This window comes from Streptomyces macrolidinus, from assembly GCF_023887685.1.
Classification (GTDB): domain Bacteria; phylum Actinomycetota; class Actinomycetes; order Streptomycetales; family Streptomycetaceae; genus Streptomyces; species Streptomyces macrolidinus.
Window position 1 is genome coordinate 59,242 of record NZ_JAMWMR010000025.1, and the last position, 24,735, is coordinate 83,976.

Annotated in this window: 21 protein-coding genes and 3 pseudogenes; 11 read left to right on the forward strand and 13 right to left on the reverse strand. The window is 70.0% G+C overall.

All coding sequences use genetic code 11. The features are described 5' to 3' along the window. Positions 1–350: 350 nt before the first annotated feature. Together NGF19_RS23880 and NGF19_RS23885 are read right to left on the reverse strand one after the other, a co-directional pair. Positions 351–1,352, reverse strand: a pseudogene (locus tag NGF19_RS23880) (DUF6397 family protein); the annotation flags it as partial. Between the two features lie 163 nt (positions 1,353–1,515). Beyond that, complete coding sequence (locus tag NGF19_RS23885) at positions 1,516–1,929, reverse strand: roadblock/LC7 domain-containing protein (protein WP_252427334.1); 414 nt, start codon at positions 1,927–1,929, stop codon at positions 1,516–1,518. Positions 1,930–2,023: 94 nt separating this feature from the next. Between NGF19_RS23885 and NGF19_RS23890 the strand changes: the two genes are divergently transcribed. Next, on the forward strand, positions 2,024–2,452 hold the full coding sequence (locus NGF19_RS23890) for a PPOX class F420-dependent oxidoreductase (RefSeq protein WP_252427335.1): 429 nt from the start codon (positions 2,024–2,026) through the stop codon (positions 2,450–2,452). A gap of 4 nt (positions 2,453–2,456) precedes the next feature. Here NGF19_RS23890 and NGF19_RS23895 read toward each other — a convergent pair whose 3' ends face one another. Then, positions 2,457–3,095 carry a GTP-binding protein gene (locus NGF19_RS23895; protein ID WP_252427336.1) on the reverse strand — a complete coding sequence of 213 codons (639 nt, stop codon included), beginning with the start codon at positions 3,093–3,095 and terminating at the stop codon, positions 2,457–2,459. Positions 3,096–3,311: 216 nt separating this feature from the next. Between NGF19_RS23895 and NGF19_RS23900 the strand changes: the two genes are divergently transcribed. Next, complete coding sequence (locus NGF19_RS23900; protein WP_252427337.1) at positions 3,312–3,920, forward strand: class I SAM-dependent methyltransferase; 609 nt, start codon at positions 3,312–3,314, stop codon at positions 3,918–3,920. Between the two features lie 2 nt (positions 3,921–3,922). Here the strand turns inward: NGF19_RS23900 and NGF19_RS23905 are convergent, their stop codons facing one another. Continuing rightward, positions 3,923–4,828: an oxygenase MpaB family protein gene (locus NGF19_RS23905; protein WP_252427338.1), complete on the reverse strand. Its 906-nt coding sequence runs from the start codon at positions 4,826–4,828 to the stop codon at positions 3,923–3,925. 235 nt (positions 4,829–5,063) lie between these two features. On the opposite strand from NGF19_RS23905, the gene NGF19_RS23910 reads away from it, so the two are divergent. Further along, on the forward strand, positions 5,064–5,906 hold the full coding sequence (locus NGF19_RS23910) for a hypothetical protein (protein WP_252427339.1): 843 nt from the start codon (positions 5,064–5,066) through the stop codon (positions 5,904–5,906). A gap of 68 nt (positions 5,907–5,974) precedes the next feature. On the opposite strand, the gene NGF19_RS23915 is transcribed toward NGF19_RS23910, so the two are convergent. Beyond that, positions 5,975–6,157 carry a tail-anchor membrane protein gene (locus tag NGF19_RS23915; RefSeq protein ID WP_071365621.1) on the reverse strand — a complete coding sequence of 61 codons (183 nt, stop codon included), beginning with the start codon at positions 6,155–6,157 and terminating at the stop codon, positions 5,975–5,977. A 189-nt stretch (positions 6,158–6,346) separates the two neighbouring features. After that, positions 6,347–7,513: a xylose isomerase gene (gene xylA, locus NGF19_RS23920; RefSeq protein ID WP_252427340.1), complete on the reverse strand. Its 1,167-nt coding sequence runs from the start codon at positions 7,511–7,513 to the stop codon at positions 6,347–6,349. Between the two features lie 199 nt (positions 7,514–7,712). Here xylA and xylB point away from each other — a divergent pair, with 199 nt between their 5' ends. From xylB to NGF19_RS23940, 4 genes and pseudogenes are all read left to right on the forward strand, one after another. Then, complete coding sequence (gene xylB / locus NGF19_RS23925; RefSeq protein ID WP_252427341.1) at positions 7,713–9,158, forward strand: xylulokinase; 1,446 nt, start codon at positions 7,713–7,715, stop codon at positions 9,156–9,158. Between the two features lie 28 nt (positions 9,159–9,186). Continuing rightward, positions 9,187–10,395, forward strand: a complete 1,209-nt coding sequence (locus tag NGF19_RS23930; protein ID WP_252427342.1) for an ROK family transcriptional regulator — start codon at positions 9,187–9,189, stop codon at positions 10,393–10,395. Positions 10,396–10,636: 241 nt separating this feature from the next. Then, positions 10,637–10,749, forward strand: a pseudogene (locus NGF19_RS23935) (acetamidase/formamidase family protein); the annotation flags it as partial. 114 nt (positions 10,750–10,863) lie between these two features. Next, the gene (locus NGF19_RS23940) at positions 10,864–11,442 is read left to right on the forward strand and encodes an N-acetylmuramoyl-L-alanine amidase (RefSeq protein WP_252427343.1); all 579 of its coding nucleotides are present in this window, start codon (positions 10,864–10,866) and stop codon (positions 11,440–11,442) included. 301 nt (positions 11,443–11,743) lie between these two features. On the opposite strand, the gene NGF19_RS23945 is transcribed toward NGF19_RS23940, so the two are convergent. Next, positions 11,744–12,298, reverse strand: a complete 555-nt coding sequence (locus NGF19_RS23945) for a hypothetical protein (RefSeq protein ID WP_252427344.1) — start codon at positions 12,296–12,298, stop codon at positions 11,744–11,746. A 240-nt stretch (positions 12,299–12,538) separates the two neighbouring features. On the opposite strand from NGF19_RS23945, the pseudogene NGF19_RS23950 reads away from it, so the two are divergent. Further along, a pseudogene (locus NGF19_RS23950) lies at positions 12,539–13,428 on the forward strand (LLM class F420-dependent oxidoreductase). Between the two features lie 82 nt (positions 13,429–13,510). Here the strand turns inward: NGF19_RS23950 and NGF19_RS23955 are convergent. The 3 genes from NGF19_RS23955 to NGF19_RS23965 form a co-directional block, all read right to left on the reverse strand. Then, complete coding sequence (locus NGF19_RS23955) at positions 13,511–15,328, reverse strand: ABC transporter ATP-binding protein (protein ID WP_252427345.1); 1,818 nt, start codon at positions 15,326–15,328, stop codon at positions 13,511–13,513. Positions 15,329–15,514: 186 nt separating this feature from the next. Beyond that, a complete protein-coding gene (locus NGF19_RS23960) occupies positions 15,515–15,979 on the reverse strand; it encodes an SRPBCC family protein (RefSeq protein ID WP_252427346.1) in 465 nt (154 codons plus the stop codon). A gap of 78 nt (positions 15,980–16,057) precedes the next feature. After that, complete coding sequence (locus tag NGF19_RS23965; RefSeq protein ID WP_252427347.1) at positions 16,058–16,735, reverse strand: macro domain-containing protein; 678 nt, start codon at positions 16,733–16,735, stop codon at positions 16,058–16,060. 194 nt (positions 16,736–16,929) lie between these two features. Between NGF19_RS23965 and NGF19_RS23970 the strand changes: the two genes are divergently transcribed. The 3 genes from NGF19_RS23970 (at position 16,930) to NGF19_RS23980 (ending at position 21,119) form a co-directional block, all read left to right on the forward strand. Then, on the forward strand, positions 16,930–18,549 hold the full coding sequence (locus NGF19_RS23970) for an ADP-ribosyltransferase domain-containing protein (RefSeq protein WP_252427348.1): 1,620 nt from the start codon (positions 16,930–16,932) through the stop codon (positions 18,547–18,549). A gap of 138 nt (positions 18,550–18,687) precedes the next feature. After that, positions 18,688–20,142, forward strand: a complete 1,455-nt coding sequence (locus NGF19_RS23975) for a basic amino acid/polyamine antiporter (protein WP_372505756.1) — start codon at positions 18,688–18,690, stop codon at positions 20,140–20,142. A 47-nt stretch (positions 20,143–20,189) separates the two neighbouring features. Then, positions 20,190–21,119, forward strand: coding sequence for an endonuclease/exonuclease/phosphatase family protein (locus NGF19_RS23980; RefSeq protein WP_289737001.1), 930 nt, complete (start codon positions 20,190–20,192; stop codon positions 21,117–21,119). Between the two features lie 62 nt (positions 21,120–21,181). Here the strand turns inward: NGF19_RS23980 and NGF19_RS23985 are convergent, their stop codons facing one another. Genes NGF19_RS23985 through NGF19_RS23995 form a run of 3 tightly spaced genes read right to left on the reverse strand, consistent with a single transcriptional unit; the run spans position 21,182 to position 24,733 of the window. Beyond that, positions 21,182–21,610, reverse strand: coding sequence for a hypothetical protein (locus NGF19_RS23985; protein ID WP_252427350.1), 429 nt, complete (start codon positions 21,608–21,610; stop codon positions 21,182–21,184). Further along, positions 21,600–22,766 (reverse strand): hypothetical protein, encoded by a 1,167-nt coding sequence (locus tag NGF19_RS23990; protein WP_252427351.1) that lies wholly within the window; start codon positions 22,764–22,766, stop codon positions 21,600–21,602. The genes NGF19_RS23985 and NGF19_RS23990 overlap by 11 nt, the downstream gene beginning before the upstream one ends. After that, a complete protein-coding gene (locus tag NGF19_RS23995; protein WP_252427352.1) occupies positions 22,763–24,733 on the reverse strand; it encodes a hypothetical protein in 1,971 nt (656 codons plus the stop codon). The genes NGF19_RS23990 and NGF19_RS23995 overlap by 4 nt, the downstream gene beginning before the upstream one ends. Between the last annotated feature and the right edge of the window lie 2 nt (positions 24,734–24,735).

The window sequence follows — 24,735 nt, forward strand, 5'->3', positions numbered from 1 at the left end:
GGTGGCGTCGATGAGCAGTTGAGCGAACCGCCGCATCACGGAGGTCCTGGCAGGCGGCACTTCGATGCGGAACGCCGTGTCGAGGTGGCTCCTGGGGGCGAGGAGCCGTTGCCGGGAGTCGAGTGCGAGCGTGGCGCGCGTGCGGCTGTCGGCGGCGGCTTCCAGCTCGACGCCCTCGTGCCGCAGGGCATCCGCGACGGGGACTGGCCGGGAGCCGTGCCTACGACGTGGGAGGGCGTCTGCTCCTCTCTGCCGTCCAAGTGGGGCTGTTCCGCAGACTCGCACGTCGACGCGGTAGGCCCTCTCCCGTGGCGGGTCGGCCGTGTCACGCCGGGCCGGTCATGGATTCCGCGACGCAGCCACCCGAACATGCCCCGCGCTCGTGGCGGCTGCCGCCGTACGACCGGAGCCCGAGGAGCGGCCTCCATCGCCCGGGAGGCCGCGGTGTGGCGAGCGACCGTGGTCTCACCAGGTGTCTCGGTCCCTCGGTCGGTCGTGGTCTCAGGCCGCGTCTCGTCCGGAACACAGGGCGACGGACGCGGCGCCTGCCGGTGCCGACGGGCCTCGGTGAGCGCCTGCCGCAAGTCGGCCCGGAGGCGGCCGATCTCGTCGGGGTCGTCTGCTGTCATGATCCGGGCGGTGATCCGGCCGGCGGCCGATTCGGGTGCCCCGCTCGCGGACCGCGCGGGCTCCAGACGGCGCAACTGGGCGCGCTCATAGGGACCTTGGACGATCTCCGCCACCTCCACCGGATCCAGCAGGGACGCCACGGCAGCGGCTCTCACCCACGGATCCTCCGTCTGCCGCAGGTGCCAACCGAGGTGGCGTCCGCGCCAGTTACGGGGCCGCAGGTCCAGGCCCGCGTCCAACTGATCGCGCAGCCCTTGTGGCGTCGTGCCGGTGAGCAGCAGCGCGTTCTCCTCCTTGGCGGCGAACTGCTTCAGCTCCTCGGCCAGATACAGCCAGACCACGGCCCGGTAGCGGTTCAGATACCACTTCACCGGCACGAGCAGGCCCAGGCGTGCCAGCCGAGTGAACCTGCCGGGCGCCACCCCCATCAGGGCCGCGCCGTTCCTTGTGCCCACGGTCTTCACCCGCTCCCGCAGCGCCGCGGGGAAGCCGTCCTCGCCGCGTACGCGGTCGATCTCGGCGCGCGTGACACGACGGCCTCCACCGCCCTCGTCGGGAACGGTCCGTACGTATCCCAGCCGTACCGCGAAGTCGAACTCGCTCTGCTTGAGCTCCAGTTCCCGTGCGGCGCGGCTCGGGGTCAGTGCGGGGTGCCGTGATGCGGAACCCCTGGCGCTGCCGGTGGTGTCGGTGGCGGTGGCCGTGATCGCGTTCGCTGCCATGGCGGTTCTCCCCCGTGGAGTCCGTGGCGAGTGCGGTGTGCACCCGCTTCGGACAAAACGGTAGCTGGAGAACGAAATCGGCGTGCGGGCCTGTGGATAACCCTGCCCGCCCCGTCATTTCCCTTGGTCAGAGGGGTGATTCAGAGGGGTGATGGTGACGCGGTCAGCGGGTCGAGTCCGGTGTGTCTCCCTGCTGCCTGGCGTCCACGGCCAGATGCTCCCCGACCCTGTTCACCAGCAGCGTCATCTCGTAGGCGATCCGGCCGATGTCGGCCTCGGCGGCGCTGAGCACGCACAGACAACTGCCCAGCCCGGCAGCGGTGACGAAGAGGAGTGCGTCATCGAACTCGATCATGGTCTGGCGTACCTGACCGGCGCCGAAATGGCGTCCCGATCCCTTGGCCAGGCTGTGCAGCCCGGACGAGACCGCCGCGAGATGCTCCGCGTCCTCACGGCGCAGCCCGGTGCTCGTGCCGGTCACCAGACCGTCGTTGGACAGCACCAGTGCGTGCCGTATGTGTTCCACGCGCTCGGTCAGATCGTCCAGGAGCCAGCCGAGCCCCGTGTTCTGCGCCATGGTGCCTTCTCCCCGTGGTGTCGCTCCCCCCGGCCGGAGGGTCCCATCAGCAAGCCTTCACCACGGTCGCCGTCCCGGCAAGCAGAATGAGGGCATGGCACACAAGATGACCGACGAGGAATGGCGCGCCTTCGTCTCGCACGGCACCCGTACGGGCAAGCTCTCCACGGTCCGCGCCGACGGCAGCCCGCACGTGGCGCCGATCTGGTTCCTGCTGGACGGAGACGATGTCGTCTTCAACACCGGGAAGGGCACGGTCAAGGGGCGGAATCTGGCCAGGGACGGCCGGGTCGCCCTGTGCGTGGACGACGACCGTCCCCCGTACGGCTTCGTCGTACTGCAGGGCCGGGCCGCGCTGTCGGAGGATCTCGACGAGGTGCGGCACTGGGCCACCCTGATCGGCGCCCGGTACATGGGCGAGGCACGGGCCGAGGAGTTCGGCACCCGCAACGGCGTTCCGGGTGAACTGCTCGTCCGGGTACGGATCGAGAAGGTGCTGGCCTATTCGGGCGTCGCGGAGTAGCGCGTCAGCTCACGGAGTCCAGCAACCGGGCGGTGTGCACGCGCCCGGCGTACTCGACGAGGCGGATCAGCACGTCCTTCCCGGATTCCCGGTCCCGGGCGTCGCACAGCACCACGGGCGTGCCGTGGTCGAGGTCGAGGGCGCGCGACACGTCGTCGGCGTCGTAGGTGCGGGCTCCCGCAAAGCAGTTGACGGCCACCAGGAACGGGATGCGGCGGCGCTCGAAGTAGTCCACGGCGGGGAAGCAGCCTTCCAGGCGCCGGGTGTCCGCGAGGACGACGGCTCCCAGGGCGCCCTGGGAGAGTTCGTCCCACAGGAACCAGAAGCGGTCCTGGCCCGGCGTGCCGAAGAGATAGAGCGAGAGCCCGGAGCGGATGGTGATGCGTCCGAAGTCCATGGCGACGGTCGTGGTGGCCTTGTGGTCCACTCCGTCGGTGTCGTCCACGAACTGGCCCGCCCGGGTCAGCAGTTCCTCGGTACGCAGGGGCCTGATGTCGCTGACCGCGCCCACCAGGGTGGTCTTGCCCACGCCGAATCCGCCGGCGATCAGTATCTTCAACGCCAGGTCGGTCGTCTCGCCCTCCGTCCTCTCTGCCTGGGCCGTCTCGCCGTCGGGCGGCTCGTCGGAGTGCTCGGAGACCATCGATCACTTCTCTCGGGAGTGCCGACCACGGTCGACGCCTGCACATCTGTACGGAGTCAGCATCATGTCAACTGCGCTGTCATCTCAATGAGTTGAGCGGCATATCGGCCAAGATGCGGGCCGAGAAGTGGCGGGATCCGGCGCGAGCGAGCCAGGGAACGATCGCACCCTGCTCGAATGCGCGTACCGACACACCCTTCGCCCGAGTAAGGAATCATGCGAAGCATGAGCAACGACCACACACAAGTACAGGAGTTCTTCACCGCGCGCGCGGCCGACTGGGACACGCGGTTCCCCGACGACGGTCCGGCGTACGGCTCGGCGATCGCCGCGCTCGGGCTACGCGCGGGGGACCGTGTGCTCGACGCGGGATGCGGTACGGGCCGGGCCCTCCCGCCGCTGCGCGCGGCCGTGGGGCCCTCGGGGGTGGTTCTGGGGGCCGATCTGACCCCGGCGATGCTGGCAGCCGCCGTACAGGCGGGACGGAACCGTGACGGGCACCTGCTGCTCGCCGACGTGGCCGGGCTTCCCTTGCGTACGGAGTCCCTCGACGCGGTGTTCGGAGCGGGGCTGATCGCCCATCTGCCCCATCCTGCCGAGAATCTGCGGGAGTTGGCGCGCGTGGTGCGGCCCGGGGGTCTGCTGGCGCTCTTCCACCCGATCGGCCGGGCGGCGCTCGCGGCCCGCCAGGGGCGGCAGATCACCCCTGACGACCTGCGCGCCGAATCCAATCTCCGCCCTCTGCTGGCGGGTTCCGGGTGGCGCATGACGTCGTACGTCGACGAGGACGCCCGCTTCCTCGCGCTGGCCGTCCGCGAGGGCTGAACTCACTCGGCGGCGGAGACCGGCGCCGTCCTCGCCCGGTGCACAGGGCAGCCCTTCACTCCGGGGACCGGACGCGTGCCCAGGTCGGTGATGCGATAGCCGTTCGGATAGCTCCGGATCTCCCAGTTCTGCCGTGCGAAGTGCGGGGCACGGCGCGGCGGCATGAGGCGTACGAGGCGGCCACGCGCGCGTACCGCACGGCGCACCCACGCGCGCGTGGCATCGCTCGGCCGCTCGTACTGGAATGCCTTCAGCAGCGGGTCGTCGAGCAGGGAGAGTGTGGTGAGCTTCAGGAGGGGGGCGAGCGGGCGCGGATACCAGGAGGCCATCAGGTTCAGGGTCGCGTCGGCCACGCGGCGGCCGTCGGGGTCCCACGCGAAGTGGCTCTTCTCGTAGGCATCGAGGCAGGCCTCGAACTCCTCGTACGTCCCGGGGATGTCCTTGATGCCCATGTGCCGCCCCAACGTGCGGTAGTGCACGGCGGAGGCGATGGTCTCGTGCCGCGACAGTTCGCGCCATCCATAGGCGTCGATCCACCGCTTGGGCACGACGACGAAGGTGCAGAGCACGTACCTCATGTCGTCGTTGCTGATGTCGTAGCTGCGGTGCATCTGGTTGATACGGCGGATCGCGGTGCGGCCCTCGTCGCTGGCGAAGCCGTGCTCGACGACCGTGTCCAGGAGAATCGCGGTGTCGTCGTAGCGTCGCTGCGTACGGTCCGTGAGTTCGGCGGTCTCGGCGAGCAGCCGGCCGATGGACGGGACGGCGTACGTGCGGTAGAGGGCCAGTTCCAAGGCGCGGGTGTGGTCCCAGGGGAACTCGTAGGCGCTGCTGAGCCGGTAGATCTCCGAGGCGTCCCGCTCGGGATCCATACGCAGCATCTGCTCGAGCCGCTCGAAGCGTTTCACCGTCCGGTCCCCCTTCTGCACCTCCGGAGATCCCACTCTACGGGGCACGGCGAGTCGCCAAGTGCGGTCGCGCGCACGCCTGTCGACACGCACGCTGCCCGACATCGCGCCCGGGCCGGTCGTTTCGCCCCGGTTCTCCCTTGTCTCCGCAGCTCTTCAGGGGGTCCGGGGTCGTGACAACCGATTCGGGGGCGCATTAGGGTGCGCCGACGGACGAACCGATGGGGAGGGTGACATGGTCGGGACGGGTGATGACGCCGTCGCCGTCGGGGACGACGCGCTGTATCTGCTGACCGCGGTGCTGTTGACACCCGCGCAGTTCCCGAGCGTGCTGGGCGACGACTATCCGGAGGCCTGCGCGGCGCTCGGTCTCCCTCCTGTGGCCGAGGGCTATGGCCTCGTGCTCGGTCAGGACGGCGACGGTGCGCGCTGGACGGTGGCCACCGACGATGTCTCCCTGGTCGCCGTGGCGATCGCGTCCTGGGACTGCGGGATGGAGCACGACCTGTCGCCCGCCGAGCGCACGGTCGTCGCCACGCTGCCGGGGTGGCCGCTGGCCGTCGCCGTCGCCGCGCCCGGTGTGCCCGCCCCGCACGATCCCGCGCCCGAACTCACCGAGCACGCGCTGCTGGCCCCGCCCGACACTCAGACCTGGGGTCCCGCGCAACGGCGCCTGGGAGCGGACGAGATCGCGCTGCAGTGGGCCCAGTGGCGTGAGCAGATCGACGATGCCGACTTCGCGCCCGCGGGCAGCGGGGCGTCGGCCGGAACAGCCGCACGACCCGCGGCGGGTGAGGGCACGAGCCCGCCTCGCGGCGGCGTTCGTCGGGTCCTCGCGGAGGCGCGGGCGTATGTGGACACGCCCCCACCGCCCGGCCGGGTCCGCTCCTCCTTCGCGCCCGGTGAGGCGCGCACCCTGCGCGCCGACGGGCCTGGCTGGTCCATGGTGGCCAGGACCGACGACATCGCGTTCGTCCTGCTGGACGAGAAGCCCGGCGAGGTGCTGCCGGTGGGGCGGGGCCCGGAGTTGCCCGGACTCCTCGAGGCGCTCGACAGGATGGCGGTGCGCCCGGCGTGACGCCGTGAAGGCGCGCCCGCCCGCGAGGCAGGGACACACCGGAGCACAGGCCGGAGGGCGCCCCTCCCTCAGCGGCCGAGTTCCTTGCGCGTCACCCGACGCAGTCTGCGCCGCTGCGAGGGGTCCAGCGTGAGGTACGCGGCGGTCGGGACTCCCAGCACGATCAGGAGGACAGCCCACCAGGGCAGCCAGATCCACAGGATGAGCCCGACCACCACGCCCCCGGTGGCGATCTTCGCGTTCTTCGACATGTGTCGCCTCCTTCACGGCCAGTGCCGCTCTCTGTGGTGAGAACGGGTGCGCGCCGCGCGCGGTTCCGGGCCGTGACCCTGATACGACCCTGAGACCGGATCCTGATACCGCTCAGGATTCCCGGCATCCCGCGCGGCGGCCGGCCGGTCTCTCGGCCGGCCGGCCGGTCGGGAAGGCTCCGGCAGCGATCAGCCGCGAGCGCCCAGCAGGTGGTCCATGGCCAACTGGTCCAGGCGTTCGAAGGCCATCCCGCGCGCGGCGGCAGCGTCCACGTCGAAGTCCTCGAAGGCACCGCGGTCCGCGAGCAGAGCCTGGAGTCCGTCCGCGGCGGTCGGCTGCGCCAACTCGTCCAGGCGGGAGGCACGCAGCGCCTCCCGGACCTCGGGGTCCGCCCGGAACGCGGCCGAACGCTCCTTCAGGATGAGGTAGTTGCGCATGCAGCCCGCGGCCGACGCCCACACGCCGTCGAGGTCCTCGGTCCGCGGCGGCTTGAAGTCGAAGTGGCGCGGTCCGCTGTAACCGGCGCTCTCCAGGAGGTCGACCAGCCAGAACGCGGCGCGCAGATCGCCCGCTCCGAAGCGCAGGTCCTGGTCGTACTTGATGCCGGACTGGCCGTTGAGGTCGATGTGGAAGAGCTTGCCCGCCCACAGGGCCTGGGCGATGCCGTGCGGGAAGTTCAGCCCGGCCATCTGCTCGTGCCCGACCTCGGGGTTGACGCCGTACAGCTCCGGGCGCTCCAGGCGCTCGATGAAGGCCAGGGCGTGGCCGACCGTGGGCAGCAGGATGTCACCGCGCGGCTCGTTCGGCTTGGGCTCGATGGCGAAGCGCAGGTCGTAGCCCTGGGAGGTGACGTACTCGCCGAGGAGGTCGAAGGCCTCCTTCATACGGTCGAGGGCGACGCGCACGTCCTTGGCTGCGCCGGACTCGGCGCCTTCCCGACCGCCCCACGCGACATACGTCGTCGCGCCCAGTTCCACCGCCAGGTCGATGTTGCGGATGGTCTTGCGCAGGGCGTAGCGACGCACGTCCCGGTCGTTGGCGGTGAACGCGCCGTCCTTGAAGACGGGGTGCGTGAACAGGTTGGTGGTGGCCATCGGCACGGTCATCCCGGCCGTTTCGAGGGCCTGCCGGAAGCGCTTGACGTGCGCCTCGCGCTCGCTGTCCGAGGAGCCGAAGGGGATCAGGTCGTCGTCGTGGAAGGTCACGCCGTAGGCGCCGAGTTCGGCGAGTCGCTGCACCGTCTCGACGGGGTCCAGGGCGCCGCGCGTGGCGTCGCCGAAGGGGTCCTTGCCCTGCCAGCCGACGGTCCACAGACCGAAGGTGAACTTGTCCTCGGGGGTGGGCTGATAGCTCATGTCGTGGCTCCTTGCTCGCTGAAGACTATTTCGTCATGGCGCTTAACAAATTAGTATGCGGGGGCATCTCTGGGAAGAGACGCCGTGTCCCGTCCGGAGAGTTCGTACGGTGACGAGGGCGCGCGCCGGGCCGAGGCGGCCCGGTGACACGCGCGCCGACACGCCAGAGTCCCGCGAGCCGCGGAAGAGGGAGAGCCGGATGTCAACAGCCGAGGGTCCGCTCGTCGTCGGGGTGGATTCGTCCACCCAGTCCACCAAGGCCCTGGTCGTCGACGTGGCGACCGGCGAGGTGGTGGCGAGTGGTCAGGCGCCGCACACCGTCACGTCGGGCGCAGGCCGTGAGAGCGATCCGCGTCAGTGGTGGGACGCCCTGTGCGATGCCCTGCGCCAGTGCGGCGAGGCGGCGCACGAGGCCGCCGCGGTGTCGATCGGCGGCCAGCAGCACGGCCTGGTCACCCTGGACGCGCAGGGCGAGCCGGTGCGTCCGGCCCTGCTGTGGAACGACGTGCGGTCGGCGCCGCATGCGCGCCGCCTGGTGGACCAGCTCGGCGGCCCCACGGCCTGGGCGGAACGCACCGGGAGTGTGCCCGGCGCCTCGTTCACGGTGACGAAGTGGGCCTGGCTGACGGAGAACGAACCGGAGGCCGTCCGGGCGACCGCCGCCGTACGGCTGCCTCACGACTACCTGACCGAGCGTCTGACGGGGCAGGGCACGACCGACCGCGGCGATGTCTCCGGCACCGGCTGGTGGGCTTCGGCGACGGAGGCGTACGACGAGGAGATCCTCGCGCGCGTGGGCCTCGACCCGGCCCTGCTGCCGCGCGTGGTCCGGCCCGGAGAGGTGGCCGGCACCGTGCGCGACACCCATGACCTGCCCTTCTCCAAGGGCACCCTGGTCGCGCCGGGTACCGGCGACAACGCTGCCGCCGCGCTCGGCCTCGGACTGCGGCCCGGCACCCCGGTGTTGAGCCTCGGCACCTCCGGCACGGTGTACGCGGTCGCGAAGCGGCGCCCGGCCGATCCGACGGGAACCGTGGCGGGCTTCGCGGACGCCCACGGCGACTGGCTGCCCCTGGCCTGCACCCTGAACTGCACGCTCGCCGTCGACCGGATCGCCGCGCTGCTGGGTCTCGACCGCGAGGCCGTCGAGCCGGGCTCGGGCGTGACACTGCTCCCCTACCTCGACGGCGAGCGCACCCCCGCCCTCCCGCACGCCTCGGGACTGCTGCACGGGCTGCGGCACGACACGACGGCGGGGCAACTGCTGCAATCCGCGTACGACGGGGCGGTGCACGCGCTGCTGGGCGCACTGGATCTGGTGCTCGAAGCGGACGCGGACCGCAGTGCTCCGCTGCTGCTCATCGGCGGTGGCGCGCGGGGCAGGGCCTGGCAGGAGACCGTACGTCGGCTGTCGGGACGTCCTGTCCAGGTGCCGGTGGCCAAGGAACTGGTCGCGCTGGGGGCCGCCGCGCAGGCCGCCGGACTGCTGACGGGCGAGGACCCGGCGGCCGTCGCCCGACGCTGGGGCACCGCCCGCGGACCGGTCCTGGAGGCCGTGGAGCGGGACGAGGCGACGCTCGCGCGGATCACCGGGGTACTCTCCGATGCGGCGCCGCTGCTGGAGCGGGAGCCGGACCGGCGCTGACGAGTCGCCGACGAGACCCGGGGGAGGCATGCCCGCACCACTGCACGAAGCCCATCCGTCGAGCCCCGGCCGTCGACTGCCCGACACCCAGCAGGGCATGCGCCGCCGCAATCTCGCGCGGGTGATGCACACAGTCAACGCCGAGGGTCCGCTGTCGCGTGCCGCGGTCGCCTCACAGATCGGGCTGACCCGGGCGGCCGTCTCCACGCTGGTGGACGAACTGATCCGCTCGGGGCTGCTCGAGGAGCTGGGACCGGAACGTCCCGGCCGGGTGGGGCGCCCCGGATCCGCCCTGGCCGTCAGCGGGCGTGGCCCGGCCGGGATCGGCGCGGAGATCGGCGTCGACCATCTCGCGGTGTGCGCGGTCGATCTGCGCGGTGCGGTACGGGCTCGGGCGGTGCGGCACGGCACGAACCGTCGGCGCCCACCGCAGCCGGTGGTCGCCGAACTGAGCGCCCTGGTGGAGCAGGTGGTCGCGAAGGCGGAGTCGGAGGGGCTGTGGCCGGCGGGCCTCGCCGTCGCGGTGCCCGGTCTGGTGGCGCGTGACGCGCGCACCGTGGTCCGCGCCCCCAACCTCGACTGGCACGACATCGACCTCGGCGCGCTCCTGCCCGCCGAGCTTGCCCTGACCGTGGACAACGAGGCCAACTTCGGTTCGCTCGCGGAACTCTGGCTGAGGGACGACACGCCGCTCGACTTCCTGCATGTCTCGGCCGAGATCGGCATCGGCGGCGCGGTGGTCGTGGACGGGTGCCTGCTGCGCGGGACACGCGGTTTCGCGGGCGAGTTGGGGCATGTGCCGGTACGCCCGGAAGGTCCCGCCTGCGCGTGCGGCGGGCGCGGTTGTCTGGAGCAGTACGCGGGCGAGGAGGCGGTGTTGCGTGCTGCCGGGCTGACGCCGGGTGTGGATCGCGTCGACGTGCTGGCCGGGCGTGCCGCGCAAGGGGACGAGGAGGTTCGTCGGGCCTTGCGTGACGCCGGGACCGCGCTCGGGATCGCGTTGACCGGGGCGGTGAACCTGCTGGATCCGCAGGCCGTGGTGCTCGGCGGCGCGCTGGCCTCACTCGCTCCCTGGCTCCTGCCGTCGCTGGAGCGGGAGTTGGAGCAGAGGTCCGCCGGGCGGGCCTGCGCCGTGCGGGTCTCCCGGCTGGGACCCGAGGGCCCCCTGCTGGGTGCCGCGCACTCAGTGGTACGGGCGGTGCTCGACGATCCCGCGGCCGTGGGGACTCGGGCGTAGGGCCTGTCCCACGTCGCCCGTCCGCCTGCGCCACGAGGCCCGGCGATCCTTGGCGGACCGCCCGGCGTGTTCAGGGCCGCTTCCCTCGCAGGAGTGAGGGGGTTGTCCACATTCCCGCCGTCGTCCACCGAAGACACCGGGCTCTTCCTGCCCGATCGCCGAGCGCCGTACCGTGATGCACACGAGGTCGCAGCCACGGGGGCTGTGTGCCGGTCGCTTCGGGGGGTCACATGGCGAACGCGACACCAACTGCACCTGCGTGGCCAAGCTCCGCAAGGAATGGCTTCCGACGCGCGAGACTCACCGCGGACACACGCCCGGCTGCGCGACGCAGCGGCAACGCCGAGGCGTTGAGCACACGTACAACGCGCTGGACACAGGAAGAACACGGCAGAACGATCCCGGCACGTCTCCACGGAAGGCACTGTCTGCATGCGGAACCCCGAATCGGAGCGGGTGAAACCGCTCATGAGCCGGCGCGGGTTACTGAAGGGCGCGGCCCTGGCCGCCGTTCCCTATGCGCTCCTCCCCTCGACGTCGGCACAGGCCCGGCCCCGAGTCGTCGACCATCCCTCCGCGGACTGGACGGCAGCGGATCCGGAGAACTACACGGCTTCCGACCGGCCGCTGAGCTATCCACTCGACTTCGTCGTCATCCATGTGACACAGATGACGTACGCGGGCACCTTGGGTATCTTCACGAACCCGCAGGCGAAAGTGTCGGCTCACTACGTCGTCAGATCGGCGGACGGGAACGTCGCGCAGTGCGTCCGTGAGCACGACATCGCCTGGCATGCGGGCAACTGGGACTACAACACGCGCAGCGTCGGCATCGAGCACGAAGGATGGGTGGACCGGCCCGAGTACTTCACGGACGCCCTCTACGAAGAGTCCGCCAAGCTCACGGCGGCGATCTGCGAGAGACACGCCATTCCCAAGGACCGGGCGCACATCATCGGGCACATCGAGGTTCCGGGGAGCGACCACACGGATCCGGGGCCGAACTGGAACTGGCGTCGCTATATGAGACTCGTCCGCGCCGCTTGAGCGACGTGAGCACGTGGTGTCGCCCACGAGACCGATCCCTTCGTGAACGGCTCGGACACCGGACGCATCCCGCCGAACGGGTGAGGGTGTCGCGGGGCGACTCCGCACCGGGCGACGCGCGGCCGACCCGGCTCTGGGCAGCGACCCTTAGCTCAGGACCACCCTCCGTATGCTCTCGACACGCGGAGGATTCGGTAAAGGTTTAGCGTGGGAGGCGGGCGCCCGGTCGGGGAGACAGACCGGAACCCCGGCCCGATTCCGGCGGGCCGGGGTTCTCGTTCCTGCCTCATGGGCGACTCGGTCAGTCCCTGTCGTAGTCGTCGCCCTTCTCGTCGTGGTGGTGGCGCTTGATCACGCGGAAGCTGCCCACCACACCGTGCTTGACCTTCACGCCGCCCTTGATGTGCCGCAGGAACAGGCCGTCCGCCTGGCTCCAGGGGCCGACGGTCGCGATGGGAGCGCCGTTGTCGCAGGTGGCACCGTTGAAGACCTCGACGGTCCGGTGGCTGTCGTTGCGGACGTTGAGGCTCGTGGAGCCGAGACCGCTGACCACGACGACACAGCCGTCCGGGATGGCCGGGTACTCACGCTCATTGACACGGATCTTGCCAATGTGGAAGTGGTGCCGCTTCTCGTGCCCACCACCACCCTCGTGGCCCTCATTGCCCTTGCCCTCATAGCCCTTGCCGGTGTCGCCGCCGCCCTGGGGGACGGAGGCGGGGGCGGCGATGGCCTGCTGGGCGACCGGAGCCGCCTGAGCCGGCTCGGAGGCCGCGGAGGCGTAGGTGATGCCCGTGGCCGCCAGCGCCGCGGCAGCCGCGACTGCGGCGGTAACAGCGGTGGAACGCGTTGCCATGTCACTTCTCCTGTCTGAGAGTCGTCGGCTGTGAGCCGATGCGAGATTGAACGTACAGATGATCTCCACACGTGTCATATCCGACATACCGACAATATGAGGATCAATACGTTTGGCGTAATGGCGCCGCTGATGCCCTGTGGAATACGCGGCGTCGGAGAGCCGTTGGGCTCTGCTGTGATCGAGCAAGCCCTGTGACACATGGGCGGCCACAGCGGCGCATACGGAGGGACGAGACACATGAGCGACGGGACGAGCGAAGGACGTACGAGCACTGCGAAGGAGGCCGTCGGGCGGTACGGCATCTGGAGCGCGGCACTGCGTTCGGAAGACCCGAGCAGGCGCGGGGAACTGGCCGAGGCTGCCGCCGAATTGGAGGAACTCGGGTTCGGCGCCGTCTGGTTGGGCAGCAGCAGCGCGGTGCGCCACGCGGTGCCGCTGATCGAGGCGACCTCCCGCCTCACCGTCGCGACGGGCATCCAGAGCATCTGGCAGTACGAGGCGGCCGAAACTGCCGCGAGCTGGGCGGAGTTGGAGAAGGCCACCCCGGGCGCTTCCTTCTCGGCCTCGGTGTGAGCCACGCCGTCCTGGCGGATCAGCACCGTCGCCCGTACTCGGCCATGGTCGGCTATCTGGACGCTCTTGACGCGGCGGGCGTGCCCGCCGGGCGCCGGGTCCTGGCCGCGCTCGGTCCGAAGATGCTGGAGCTGTCTCGTGACCGGGCCGCCGGCGCGCACCCGTACCTGGTCACGCCCGAACACACCGCTCGGGCCCGGGAGATCATGGGCGAGGGCCCGCTGCTCGCCCCTGAGACGAAGGTCGTCCTGGACACCGACCCGCACAGTGCCCGCGCCAAGGCCCGCGGCAGCCTCGCCGTGTACCTGGGGCTGCCCAACTACATCAAGGCGCTGCGGCAGTTCGGCTTCACCGACGACGACTTCACCGATGGAGGCAGTGACCGTCTGGTCGACGCGTTGTTCGCCTGGGGTGACGACGACCGGATCCGGGAGCGGATCGGGGCCTTCCGGTCGGCGGGCGCGGACCATGTGGCGCTCCAAGTGGTCGACGACCAGCCGCGCGACTCCCTGCCGCGCGCGGACTGGCGCCGCCTGGCCGACCTGCTGAGCTGAGGGCCGGGACCCGAACACGCGGGAGAACGGCGCCGGTCAGCATGGGTCGACACGGAATTCGGGGTGAGACAGCGGGGATTCCTCAGGTCACGTCGGCCCGTGCGGGGGTGGTGTCGTCGAGGAATCCGCCGGACTGGTGCTGCCACAGCTTCGCGTAGGCGCCGTCGGACGCGAGCAGTTCCTGGTGGGTGCCCTGCTCGGTGATCTGTCCACGGTCGAGGACCACAAGCTGGTCCATGGAGGCGACGGTACTCAGTCGGTGCGCCACCACGAGCGCTGTCCGCCCCTCCATGAGCCGCCACAGCGCCTCCTGGACGAGGATCTCGCTCTCGGAGTCCAGGGCGCTGGTCGCCTCGTCGAGCAGCAGGATCGGCGCGTCGCGCAGGATCGCCCGAGCGAGGGCGACTCGCTGGCGCTGCCCGCCGGACAGCTTGATACCGCGCTCCCCCACCATGGTGTCGAAGCCCTCCGGGAGCGTGTCGGCGAACTCCGTGACATGCGCCGCCTCGGCCGCGCGGCGGATCTCGGCGTCCGTGGCGTCCGGCCGGGCGAACGCGATGTTGTCCCGCAGGGTGCGATGGAACATCGCCGGGTCCTGCGGCACGTAGGCGATCAGGCTGCGCAGGTCGGCCTGGCGCAGCCTGCTGATGTCCTGGCCGCCGATGAGGATGCGACCGGCGTCGATGTCCGTCATCCGCAGCAGCAGTCGGGTGAGCGAGGTCTTGCCGCCCCCGGACCGGCCGACGAGACCGATCTTCGCCCCGCTGGGTACGGCCAGGTCGAGGCCCTTGAACAGGGGATCGGCGCCCGCGTGGGTGAAGGTCACCTGTTCGAAGCGAATGTCGGCGGACCGGTGCGCCAGCGGCTCCGGCGAGGCGGGGTCGAGCACGGTCGGCGGCGTCATGAGGAGTTCGGTGAACTGCGCGGCCTCCGTCATCGAACTCTCCAGACGCCGGTAGATCTGGTTGAACTCGAACATGATCCGCGTCGCGTTGGAGTAGTAGGTGAAGGCGACCACGACCGCCTCCACGCCGTGGTGGCCCCCGTCGAGGCTGATGGCGAGGAACAGACCCAGCGCGTTGGTCAGTACGGACATCGGCGCGACCAGCGTGTCGATGCGCAGGTTGCCGTAGTCCCACGACTTCAGCGTGAGGTGCCGCGACTGCGCGACGCGGGAGCGGTGCTCGGCGGCCTCGCGGTCCTCGGCGGCGAACGCCCGGACCGTGTCCATGTTCATCAGGCTGTCGGCGACATGGCCCGACACCCGGGCGATGGCCTCCTCACGTCGGCCGACGAGCGCCTGGCGGCGTCGGATGAGCGGTGCCACACACAGCCCCGTCAGCGCGATCATCACCAAGAGACCGACGACGAGCAGCGGTTCATAGCGCCACAGCACCACCGATCCGAACACCAGCGGCACGAAGCTGCCCACGACCGAGAAGGTCAGTGTGTCGACGCAGTCCTCGAAGCGGGAGGCGAAGCTCAGGACCCGCTTGGTCAGCGAGCCGGCGAAGTGGTCGTGGAAGAACGCCGCGTCCTTGGCGAACAGTTCGTCCATACCGACCACGTACAGATGCTCGATGCCCAGGGCATCGAGGCGGTTCAGGCAGTGCAGACCGATGCGCCACAGCGCCTCCGCGAGCAGAAGGACACCCGCGAAGCCGAGGACATAGGGCAGCGTCGAACTCATGGTCGTGCCGGTGTCGCCGGCGATCCGGCCCACCAGCTTCGCGACGACCAGCGGTGCGATGTAGTAGATACCGATGTTGCCGAGCGCCGGCAACAGCATGGCGGGCGCCGTCCAGCGCCGGAGACGGGACAACTCCCGTCCGTAGTAACGGAGTGCAAGGAGCACCGAGCCCCTGCCTGGCGGAACCTCACGCGATTCAGGCGATCCCATTCCAACCCTATGGTGGCGAGTAGGTACCCACGCTCGGTCGTTCGGTGACAGGCGGGGCACGACGACGGAGCCCCGGCACAACCCGACAGTGATCCGATTTGTACGAGTACGGGCGGGCCGGGAACGGCAGTGTCCCGCGACGGCCCACAGAGCGTCCAAGCGTTTTCTCAGCCGAACAGGGCGGCGTCAGGATCCGGCAGCGGACGCGTCGCGGGCCAACTCGGCTGCCAGGCGGCGCATGACGATGCGGTTGGCGCGCCGCATCGTGGCCCGGACGACGGGCTCCAGCAGGCGGTCGGCGAGCGGGGCCCGCACCCAGGCGTACGTGAACGAGACGCGGCTCCCGCCCGTTCGCAGCGGGGCGATGGTGTACGTGCCGTGCGCTATGCGTCGTCCGGCCGCGCTGACGTTCCGTTCGACGATGCGCCGCGGTGGGTCGACCTCGACGACCTCCATGGTGACGTCCGTCTTCGTACCGCCCAGCGCGGCGGTGACCGTGACACAGGCTCCTGTGCCACGGTCGGGGCCGCTGTAGCGCCAGTTGGTCAGATAGTGGTTCGTGAACCGCTCGTGGTGGGCCATGACGTCGAGGAAGGCGTAGACCTGCTCGGACGGGTACGGAACATCGATCGACACGGTGACGGGCCTCATCCACCCCACGGTACAGAGAGCATGTCCACCAGGTGTCCCATACTCACTGCCCGACGACCCCTGTGCCGTGAGGCCGCGTCAGCGGTGCGACGCGGGGCGCTTCGGCGGGGCTATGCGGACGCGCTTCTCCACGGGGGCGCTCTCGATGTCGTCGAGTTGGGCGACGATCGTGCGGCGCAGGTCGTCATAGTCCTCGAAGGAGTAGTCGTGGAAGAGGGTGTGGCCCGTCCACATGAGGTTGGCGCACACCCGCGCGGGCACCCGGCCGGTGCGGGCACCCATGCCGACCAGCGCCACGGACTGGATGCTGCCCGGTGCCTTCTTGTTCTGCTGGTGGATCGCCTGGAACGCGGCGGCGCAGGCCAGGGCCACGTTCAGGGTCTCGCTGACGTTCTGCGAGGACGTCTCCATCGTGGGCGTCGAGATCAGGAACCTCGGCTTGACCGCCCCGGAGGCGACGCACACCGCGCTGCCCACCGGAAGCGACCCCGCGAACCGGTCGCGGATCGCCTTCTGCACCCGCAGTTGGATGCCCGCGCCGAGATACCGCTTGATGACCGCGTCGACCCCGCCGTCCATCCGGCCCCGGGAGTTGGTGGGGCTGACCCAGGCGTCCACGTCCTCGTCGAGGATCGAGCCCTTGCGAATCTCGATCTCGGGGGTGTCGGCGAAGGCCGCTCGCCACGCCTCCACCACGGCGGTGTTGACGTCGGTCAGTACGACCCTGAGCGGCGTCTGCGGACGGTCTGCGGTCATGGTTCACTCCGATCGAAGCGGTCACTCAACTGCTCCAGACGCTAGCGCGCCCCACTGACAGAGCGGTCGTCCCGCCCCACTCACCGGCGACGGAAGGGGGATTGTCAGTGGGCGGCCCTATTCTCGATGGCACTTCGTCAATCAGGCCCTGTACCAGCACAGTTCGGCTGTTCGACCTTTCGGAGCCCTCCATCATGAGCGATGTCCAGACCCCTGCTACGCCCGACCCGAGCGACCCGCTCGCGCTCGCGGAGTTGTTCAAGGGCGGCGGTGAGCCCTGGCTTCCGCTGCTGAAGCCGGTCATCGAGGCCCAGCCGGACGCGGCCTCCTTCATCGGCCCGTCGCGCAGCCCGGAGGTCGTCCCGGTCCGCGAACTGACCTTCCAGGCGCTCAAGCCGAACGCGCCGCACAAGTGGAAGGTCGTCGTCTTCGGCCAGAACCCGTATCCGCGGCCGGAGAGCGCCACCGGCATCGCCATGTTCGACAACACCTTCCACGACTGGAAGGACAGCCAGTTCGGCAGGGTCGTCAGCATCCGCTGCATCATCAAGGCGGCGGCCATGTGGAAGTACGGCATCCCCAAGAAGACCCCGATAGCGGATGTGCGCGCGCTGCTGAAGAAGCAGGACACCGTCCAGCCGCCCGAGTGGTTCCAGGCCATGCTGACGCAGGGTGTGCTGCTGCTGAACGCGGCCCTGACGGCCAGCAGCGACGGGGCGACCGGCACCGACCGGCACACCAAGTTCTGGCGGCCGGTCGCCGAGCGGATCGTCGAGGAGATCCTCAAGGCCAAGCAGAACGCCGAGGACGAGGAGGACCGCGGTGTCGTCTTCGCCTGGTGGGGGGCGCACGCGCGCAGCCTGAAGAAGGTCGTTCTGCGGCTCCAGCAGAAGTATCCCGACGTCGAGGTCCGGCACATCGACCACGCCAACCCCGCCGCACAGGGTGACATCTTCTGCGAGGGCGACCACTTCGCCACGGTGAACGAGGCCCTCGCGTCGCTGGGCGCGGACGAGATCGACTGGCTGCCGAGCACCGGCTGGGACAAGCTCACGGCAAAGACCGGTGGGGCCGACAGTGGCACAGCCGACCGCATGGGGACGTTCATCGCGTCCACCATGGAGCTGCATCAGCTCTATCTGGACCGCCTTTCCAGCGTCAAGGACGAGGGACTCGTCCTGCCCGCGATCACAGGCGTGTTCGACACCCCGCTCATGGACTTCCGTGAGGCCGTCGACCCGGTCGCCTCGCTGCTGTCCGGGCTGCGCCGGAACATCGACGAGTCGCACGAGTTCGCCAAGCGGCGGGCGGACGAGCTGGCGAACGGTCTGTCGGCCGACGCGATCGCCGCCCTCTACCTCTACACCTGCGAGTCTGCGTTCTACCGGGAGATCAACGCCGTCCTGCGGTCCCCGGACCGGACCAAGCTCGTCCCGTATCTGCCGTATCTGCGGCTGCTGTTCTCGGCGGTGTCGCAACTCCCCGCCCGTACCGCGCCGTTGTGGCGAGGGGTGTCGCTGGATCTGCGGGCGCAGTATCCGCTCGGGCGGACCGTGACCTGGTGGGGCGTGTCCTCGTGCACGTCCGAACTGCACGTGGCCAAGGCGTTCCTCGGCGGTCGCGGCAAGCGGACCCTGTTCGAGGTGACGCCGGCGCGGGCCGTGGGCATCCGTGACTTCTCGGCGTTCACCGGCGAGGAGGAGTTCATTCTCCTGCCGGGCACGCAGTTGAAGGTCACGGACGTCAAGGCCGAGCGCGGGGGTCTGTGCACGGTGAAGCTGGCGGAGGTGGAGGAGGAGCCTCTGGTGTCCTGATGACGTGAGGCCGACGCCCTTGGCGAAGGCCCCGCACCGCGCGGCGGTCTCCCCCTCCCCCGTACAGTCCTCCCCTGCCCTACGCCATATACGTGACCAATACGGTCAAAACGACTGTTCCGCTGTTACGTTCGGCAGGTGGTGCATGGCGAAGACGAGGGGGAGGCCGACGTTCCCGCGGCGGCTTCGCCGGCGGCGAAGGTGTCCTTCCTGACCCTGACCTCCATGGTCGTGGGCTCGATGGTGGGCGCGGGAGTGTTCTCGCTGCCGCAGCGGTTCGCGCAGGAGAGCGGCGTCGCGGGAACGGTGATCTCGTGGGTGATCGCCGGTTTCGGCATGCTGATGCTGGCGTTCGTGTTCCAGACGCTGGCCGTGCGGCGCCCCGACCTCGACGCCGGGGTCTACGCCTACGCGAAGGCGGGGTTCGGCGAATACCTCGGCTTCTTCGCGGCGTTCGGCTACTGGGCCAGCGCCTGTGTCGGCAACGTCACCTACTGGGTGCTGATCATGTCGACGGTCGGGCAGGTGGCCCCGGCGCTGGGCAACGGCGACACCGTACCGGCCCTGGTGCTCGCCTCGGTGGGCCTGTGGGGGTTCTACTTCCTGATCAGGCGGGGGGTGAAGGAGGCGACGGCGATCAACCGGATCGTCACCGCGGCCAAGCTCGTCCCCATCCTGGTCTTCGTCGTCCTGGCGCTGTTCCAGCTCAGGCCCGCCGTCTTCGCCGACAACCTCCAAGGAGCGGCGCACGTCGGGCCCCTGTTCCAGCAGATCCGCGGCACGATGCTGGTGACCGTCTTCGTGTTCATCGGTGTCGAGGGTGCCAGTGTGTACTCGCGGCACGCTCGGCGGCGTGAGGACGTGGGCCGGGCGACGCTCCTCGGATTCCTCAGTGTCTTCGCCGTGTTCGCGTCGGTGACCGTCGTGTCCTACGGCATCCTGCCGATGGAGCGGATCGCGCGGTTGCACCAGCCGTCCATGGCCGGGGTCCTGGAGGCCGCGGTCGGCACGTGGGGCAAGGCGCTCGTGAGCGTCGGACTGATCGTCTCGGTGCTCGGCGCCTATCTGGCGTGGTCGCTGATGGCCGCCGAGGTGCTGTTCGTCGCGGCCAAGGACCGGGACATGCCCCGGTTCCTCGGCAGAGCCAACCGCGCGGACGTACCCCTGCCGGCGCTGCTGATGACCACCTGTCTGTCCCAGGTCATGCTCGTCGTCACGTTGTTCTCCGACGACGCCTTCGACTTCGCCCTTGACCTGACCAGCGCTCTGGTCCTGATTCCCTATCTGCTCGCCGCCGCCTACTGCGTACGCCACACCGGTGGCCCGCGCCGCGCGCGGACCGGTGCCCGACGCGACCTGATCACGGCTGTACTGGCCACGGTCTACACCATGTTCCTTCTCTACGCGGCCGGGCTGAAGTTCGTCCTGGTGTCGTTCATCCTCTACGCGCCCGCGACCGTGCTGTTCGCGATGGGGCGCCGTGAGCAGGGGCGCAGGGTCTTCTCCCGGCCGGAGGCCGCCCTCTTCGCGGTGTCGGTGGTCGGCGCGGTCCTCGGTGTCCTCGCGCTCACGCTCGGCTGGATCCACCTGTGAACAGCGCGTCGCAGCACGGGTATCGCCCACCCGGCCCCTGGGTACGGATGGGATCCGGCTCGGTCTCACCACACGCTTGTCTGGAGGACTGTGTGACACGCAGACATCGACTTCACCGGACGCTGGCCTCTGTCGCTCTCGCCGCCGCCGTCGCGCTCGGCGCGGCACCGCCCGGCTCCGCCTCGCCACGCCCGTCCGCCGATGCGGAGCAGGCGGCTCCGCCGGTGTCCCTGCGCGTGGCCACGTACAATATCCATGCCGGAGCCGGTGAGGACGGCGTCTTCGACCTCGATCGCACCGCGCGGGCGATCCGAGCGCTCGACGCCGATGTGATCGGGCTTCAGGAAGTCGACGTGCACTGGGGTGCCCGGAGCGACTTCGCCGACGAGGCAGGCGACTTGGCACGACGGCTGCGTATGCGGGTCTTCTTCGCTCCGATCTACGACCTCGCGCCGGCCGAGGGGCACGCGGAGCGGCGTCAGTTCGGCGTCGCGGTGCTGAGCCGCTATCCGGTGACCGGCGCGGAGAACCACGAGATCACCCGCCTGTCCACCCAGGAGCCCGACCCGGTACCGGCGCCCGCACCGGGCTTCGCCGAGGTGACGGTCCAGGTACGGGGCGCGTCCGTCCACGTCTACTCGACCCACCTGGACTACCGCGCCGACCCGTCGATCCGACGGATCCAGGTCGACGACATGCTGGCCGTCCTGGCCGAGGACTCGGGTCCGAAGGTACTGGTCGGCGACTTCAACACCGAGCCGAATGCGCCCGAACTGGCCAAGCTGTGGGGGCCGTTGGCCGATGCCGCGCCGAGCGGCGGCATGACGTACCCCGCGGTCGACCCGGACCGGCGCATAGACCTCGTGACGGTCTCCCCCGAGATCACCGTGACCAGCGCCCATGAGGCAGCGACCGTGGCGTCGGATCACCGGCCGGTGGTCGCCGATCTCCAGGTCCGCCGACGCGGCGGCGCGTGACCCGCTCCGCGACCACCGCGTCCCCCCAGGGCCCACCCTCCGGACGGGCCCTGGGCTCGGTCCTACGCCGGGTCGGCGGGAGGATCCGTGTGAAGAGTGAGACGGGAGATATGGCCCGCCTGGATGAGGGGACCGTGCTGGGTTCCCCCGCTGACGGTGTTGGTCACGGCGCTCCGTTGTGACTCCGCGCGCGCGACGTCCTGGAGGGATGCGAGCAGGTCGCGCAGGTCGTCGCCGGTCGCGGAGTCCGGCTGGAGGAGGTGGCGCAGGTAGGCGTACCACTGGTTCCTCGCCTGCGGGTCACCCGTAGCCTCGGCGGCGAGGATCCTGGCTCGGGCGGTGTCGAGGTCCGTGATCTCGGCGCTGCCCGACCCCGTGCGCGAGAAGAACCGTCTGACGACCTCGCGGGCGTGGGTCCAGGAGTCGGTGATCATGAGCGCGACCAGCGTGGTCGCTCCTGATGCGGCGAGAGCCGTCAGCTCACTCTCCATCAGGGGTCCCGTCCAAAGGCTCGGACGACTCGGACGACTTGGATGACTCGGGTGACCTGAACGACTCGGACGGGGAGGCCCCAGGAGTCCCGTCGGTCGTGCCGGGCGCGGAAGCCGGTGGCTCACCGGCTTCCGGTGCGAAACCCGTCGGCGGGTGGAGCCTCGCCAGGAGTTCCTCGGCGATCTCGTCCTGGTCCTGGGTCCGCAGGACGTCGGCGAACTGCTTGGCCACCATCGGCCGCCGGTCGTCCTCCTCCGTCATCCCCATGCTGGCGAGGAACGCCTCGAAGAGGTCCGCGGGCATCGGCTCTTGTTCGACGGGAGGCGCCGTTTCCCGCGTCTCGTACGCATCGGGCTGTTCGCCGTACGGCCGCGGCATGAGATCACGCAGCCGCTCCGGTACGTCGGTGTCGTTGGCGGCGGAGGTGAGCCGGGCCAGCAGCCCGAGGTCCGCCACGGTCTTCTCCACATGGTCGTCGTGCTTCGCGAGCCACCAGACGACCGCGCTGCCCGTGTCCTTGAGTACGTCCTCGCTCAGGTACTGGCGCTTGCTCTGCTCGTACTTCCGCTGGTGTTCCCACACCGCCTTGTCCTTGCGTACGTTCGCGAGCCGGGTCAGCCGCTCCTGGTCGTGTTCGCGCAGGACGAGCGTGATGTCCTCCGCCATCGCTTGCAGGTGCCCGGCCGGGTCCGGGCTCAATGTGCTGAGCGCACCGCTCAGTTCGTGCTGGACCAGGGAGGGGCGGCCCGGCTCCCGCTGCTCGGTGATCCGACGGGCTCGGTCCAGAACCGATTCGACCGCGAGACCGGCCGGATTGAGGACGGGATCGGTGCCGGGCGCGTCGAGGGGGTACCACCGCACGGTGGCCGAGAACAAGAAGTCGTAGTCGGCCCAGTTGCTGGGCAGGGCCACCCGCCTGATGTGCAGTTCCCTGCGTTCGATGGGCGGATCGGTGCGTTGTTCCTCGACCTCGACGTGCAAGGGTCCGCGCCGTAGCGCGGCGACTTTGAACGCCACCGCGGGAACTGCGACGAGCAGCACGGCCAGTACGGGCCAGGCCGCCGTGGGCCACTCCTGCGTCAGACCGAGGATGGTCAGCAGCAGGCCGCACAAGGTGGTGAGGAAGATGGTCGTCGTCTTGCAGCCGGTCGTCACGGTGCGGTCCCCCTGGATGATGCCGCCCGCGGCGGCGTGGTGTGCGGGCCGAGGCCCTGTGCTGCGGAGATCTTCTGGAGCAGCCGGTCGGTGGTCGCGGTGGCCCGCTCGGCTCCCGCGGGGCAGGTGCGCTCGGCGGCTCGGGCGCTCACGTACAGCGCGGCGAAGGTGGCGCCGCGCCTGCCCTCGCACCGGTCGGCCGCGCGGACGACGAGGTCCAGCAGCAGATCACCTCGGCGTCCGCTGTCGCTCGCCACGTGCAGCCAACATTCCGCGTACCGCTGCCACTTCGCACGCGGGTGCCCGCCCAGTACCGCCTGCCAGCACCTGGTCACGGACTCCTGCACCCCCCTCTCCTCTATCAGGGCGCGTGAGTTGTCGTAGGAGGCGATCAGCCGCGCCGGTTCAACGGCCCTCAGGAAGATGCGTAGTTCGGAGGGTGAGAGGGCCGAACGTGCCAGTCGGTCCAGCAACTGCCGGTACAGTCGGCTGCTCGTGGCCACCAACTCGCCGAGCGCGTCCACCGCTCGGGTGCTGTCACGCTCGCGGCGAGCCAGGTGGTACAGCCGGACCAGGGCCTGATCGGGGTGGCCGGCCGCGATGACGTCCGCGCAGACCTGGACGAGGACCTGCGCGAACTCCCCCTTGAGCTGTTTGACGGCACACCACTGGTAGATCTGCCGACGGAAACTCCTGCCGTGGTCGGGGTGGTTGAGACCACAGGCCAGTGCGTGGACCGCGGCCTCCAGTCGGGTCGGGCTCGGCGTCGTGGCGCTCCACTCCTCGGCCAGGGACGCCAGGCCTTCTTCGTCTCCGGTCCGCAGATACTGCCCGGCCAGCCGCGCCACCAGGTCGGCGCGCAACTCCCGGGTGATGTGCGGTCCGGTCAGCTCCACACTGCGCGCCGTCCAAGTGCCGAGAAACCGGCGCAGCTCGGGCATGTGGTCCCAGAAGTGCGCACGGATCGCGGTGTCGTGGTCCAGCTCCATGAACCGTACGTGGCCGTCCGGTCCGGTGCCCGCGGAGATCTCCTCGAACTGCTCGGCGAGATCCTTGCGTTGGAGCAGCGGTCGGCTGTCCGGTGGGAACTTGACCGTCTTGAGCAGGAGTTGGGCCGCCTCGTGGATGACATCGGCATGGGCGCCGTGCAGCATGGCGAGGGTGATGAGCAAGGCCCGCTGCGGGCCCTCGTCCAGTTCGGCGACGCGTAGGGCGATCTCCTTGCGCCGGTCGTCCCTCGCCCGGTGAGCCGTCTCGCACCACTGCGCGAGTCCGGCATCGGGGCGCGCCTCGCGGGCCCGGCGTACCAGGTCGGCGAAGGTCGCGACCTCGCGCATCGGCCTCTGCTCGTGCAGGAACTCCTGCAGGAATTCCTTGGCGGTCGGGTCGGACTCGGCCTGCGTGTACTGCTCGTACGGCAGGCCGTGTACGCGGAGGTGGCGCCGGAAGACCCGTATGGCATCCGGGCGTTCGACCTCGACCCGGTAGAACTGCAAGTCGGAGTCGAGAGCGCTGCCGTGCGGCATGACGACGGCGAGATGGGCCTGTTGGTCGTGGACTGCCTTACGGAGGGCGGAGAGGTCCGACTGGGCCGCCGTCCAGCGGCGGAAGTCGGCGGCCGACAGGTCCAGGAGCAGCCGGTCACCGGCTCCGACCAGCCCCGGGTCCCTCAGCGATAACTCGTCCTCGTCGTCCGGGAGGAGTTCGTGGAAGACGCCGGTGTCCTGGTGGTATTCACGCAGCAGGACCCGCGCCGTCGCGGTCCGGCCGCTTCCCGGATCTCCGTCCAGGATGACGGTGCCGGTGTCGGCCAGCTTGTGACGGGCTTCTCCCATGCCGGTCGGGGCGACCAACGCCCTTCGTAACCATGCCAGTTGGTCGTCGGCTACGCGCCGGAAGGCGAACCGGTCCGCGTCGTCCAACTGATTGCCCACGGTGACGTACATATCGCCGCTGCCGGTGTGCACGG

Coding starts and splice junctions, on each gene's coding strand:
- NGF19_RS23885 (WP_252427334.1), bottom strand. CDS start 1,929: ATGGCGCAGAACACGGGGCTCGGCTGGCTCCTGGACGATCTGACCGAG.
- NGF19_RS23890 (WP_252427335.1), top strand. CDS start 2,024: ATGGCACACAAGATGACCGACGAGGAATGGCGCGCCTTCGTCTCGCAC.
- NGF19_RS23895 (WP_252427336.1), bottom strand. CDS start 3,095: ATGGTCTCCGAGCACTCCGACGAGCCGCCCGACGGCGAGACGGCCCAG.
- NGF19_RS23900 (WP_252427337.1), top strand. CDS start 3,312: ATGCGAAGCATGAGCAACGACCACACACAAGTACAGGAGTTCTTCACC.
- NGF19_RS23910 (WP_252427339.1), top strand. CDS start 5,064: ATGGTCGGGACGGGTGATGACGCCGTCGCCGTCGGGGACGACGCGCTG.
- NGF19_RS23915 (WP_071365621.1), bottom strand. CDS start 6,157: ATGTCGAAGAACGCGAAGATCGCCACCGGGGGCGTGGTGGTCGGGCTC.
- xylA (WP_252427340.1), bottom strand. CDS start 7,513: ATGAGCTATCAGCCCACCCCCGAGGACAAGTTCACCTTCGGTCTGTGG.
- xylB (WP_252427341.1), top strand. CDS start 7,713: ATGTCAACAGCCGAGGGTCCGCTCGTCGTCGGGGTGGATTCGTCCACC.
- NGF19_RS23930 (WP_252427342.1), top strand. CDS start 9,187: ATGCCCGCACCACTGCACGAAGCCCATCCGTCGAGCCCCGGCCGTCGA.
- NGF19_RS23940 (WP_252427343.1), top strand. CDS start 10,864: ATGAGCCGGCGCGGGTTACTGAAGGGCGCGGCCCTGGCCGCCGTTCCC.
- NGF19_RS23945 (WP_252427344.1), bottom strand. CDS start 12,298: ATGGCAACGCGTTCCACCGCTGTTACCGCCGCAGTCGCGGCTGCCGCG.
- NGF19_RS23955 (WP_252427345.1), bottom strand. CDS start 15,328: ATGGGATCGCCTGAATCGCGTGAGGTTCCGCCAGGCAGGGGCTCGGTG.
- NGF19_RS23960 (WP_252427346.1), bottom strand. CDS start 15,979: ATGAGGCCCGTCACCGTGTCGATCGATGTTCCGTACCCGTCCGAGCAG.
- NGF19_RS23965 (WP_252427347.1), bottom strand. CDS start 16,735: ATGACCGCAGACCGTCCGCAGACGCCGCTCAGGGTCGTACTGACCGAC.
- NGF19_RS23970 (WP_252427348.1), top strand. CDS start 16,930: ATGAGCGATGTCCAGACCCCTGCTACGCCCGACCCGAGCGACCCGCTC.
- NGF19_RS23980 (WP_289737001.1), top strand. CDS start 20,190: ATGGGATCCGGCTCGGTCTCACCACACGCTTGTCTGGAGGACTGTGTG.
- NGF19_RS23985 (WP_252427350.1), bottom strand. CDS start 21,610: ATGGAGAGTGAGCTGACGGCTCTCGCCGCATCAGGAGCGACCACGCTG.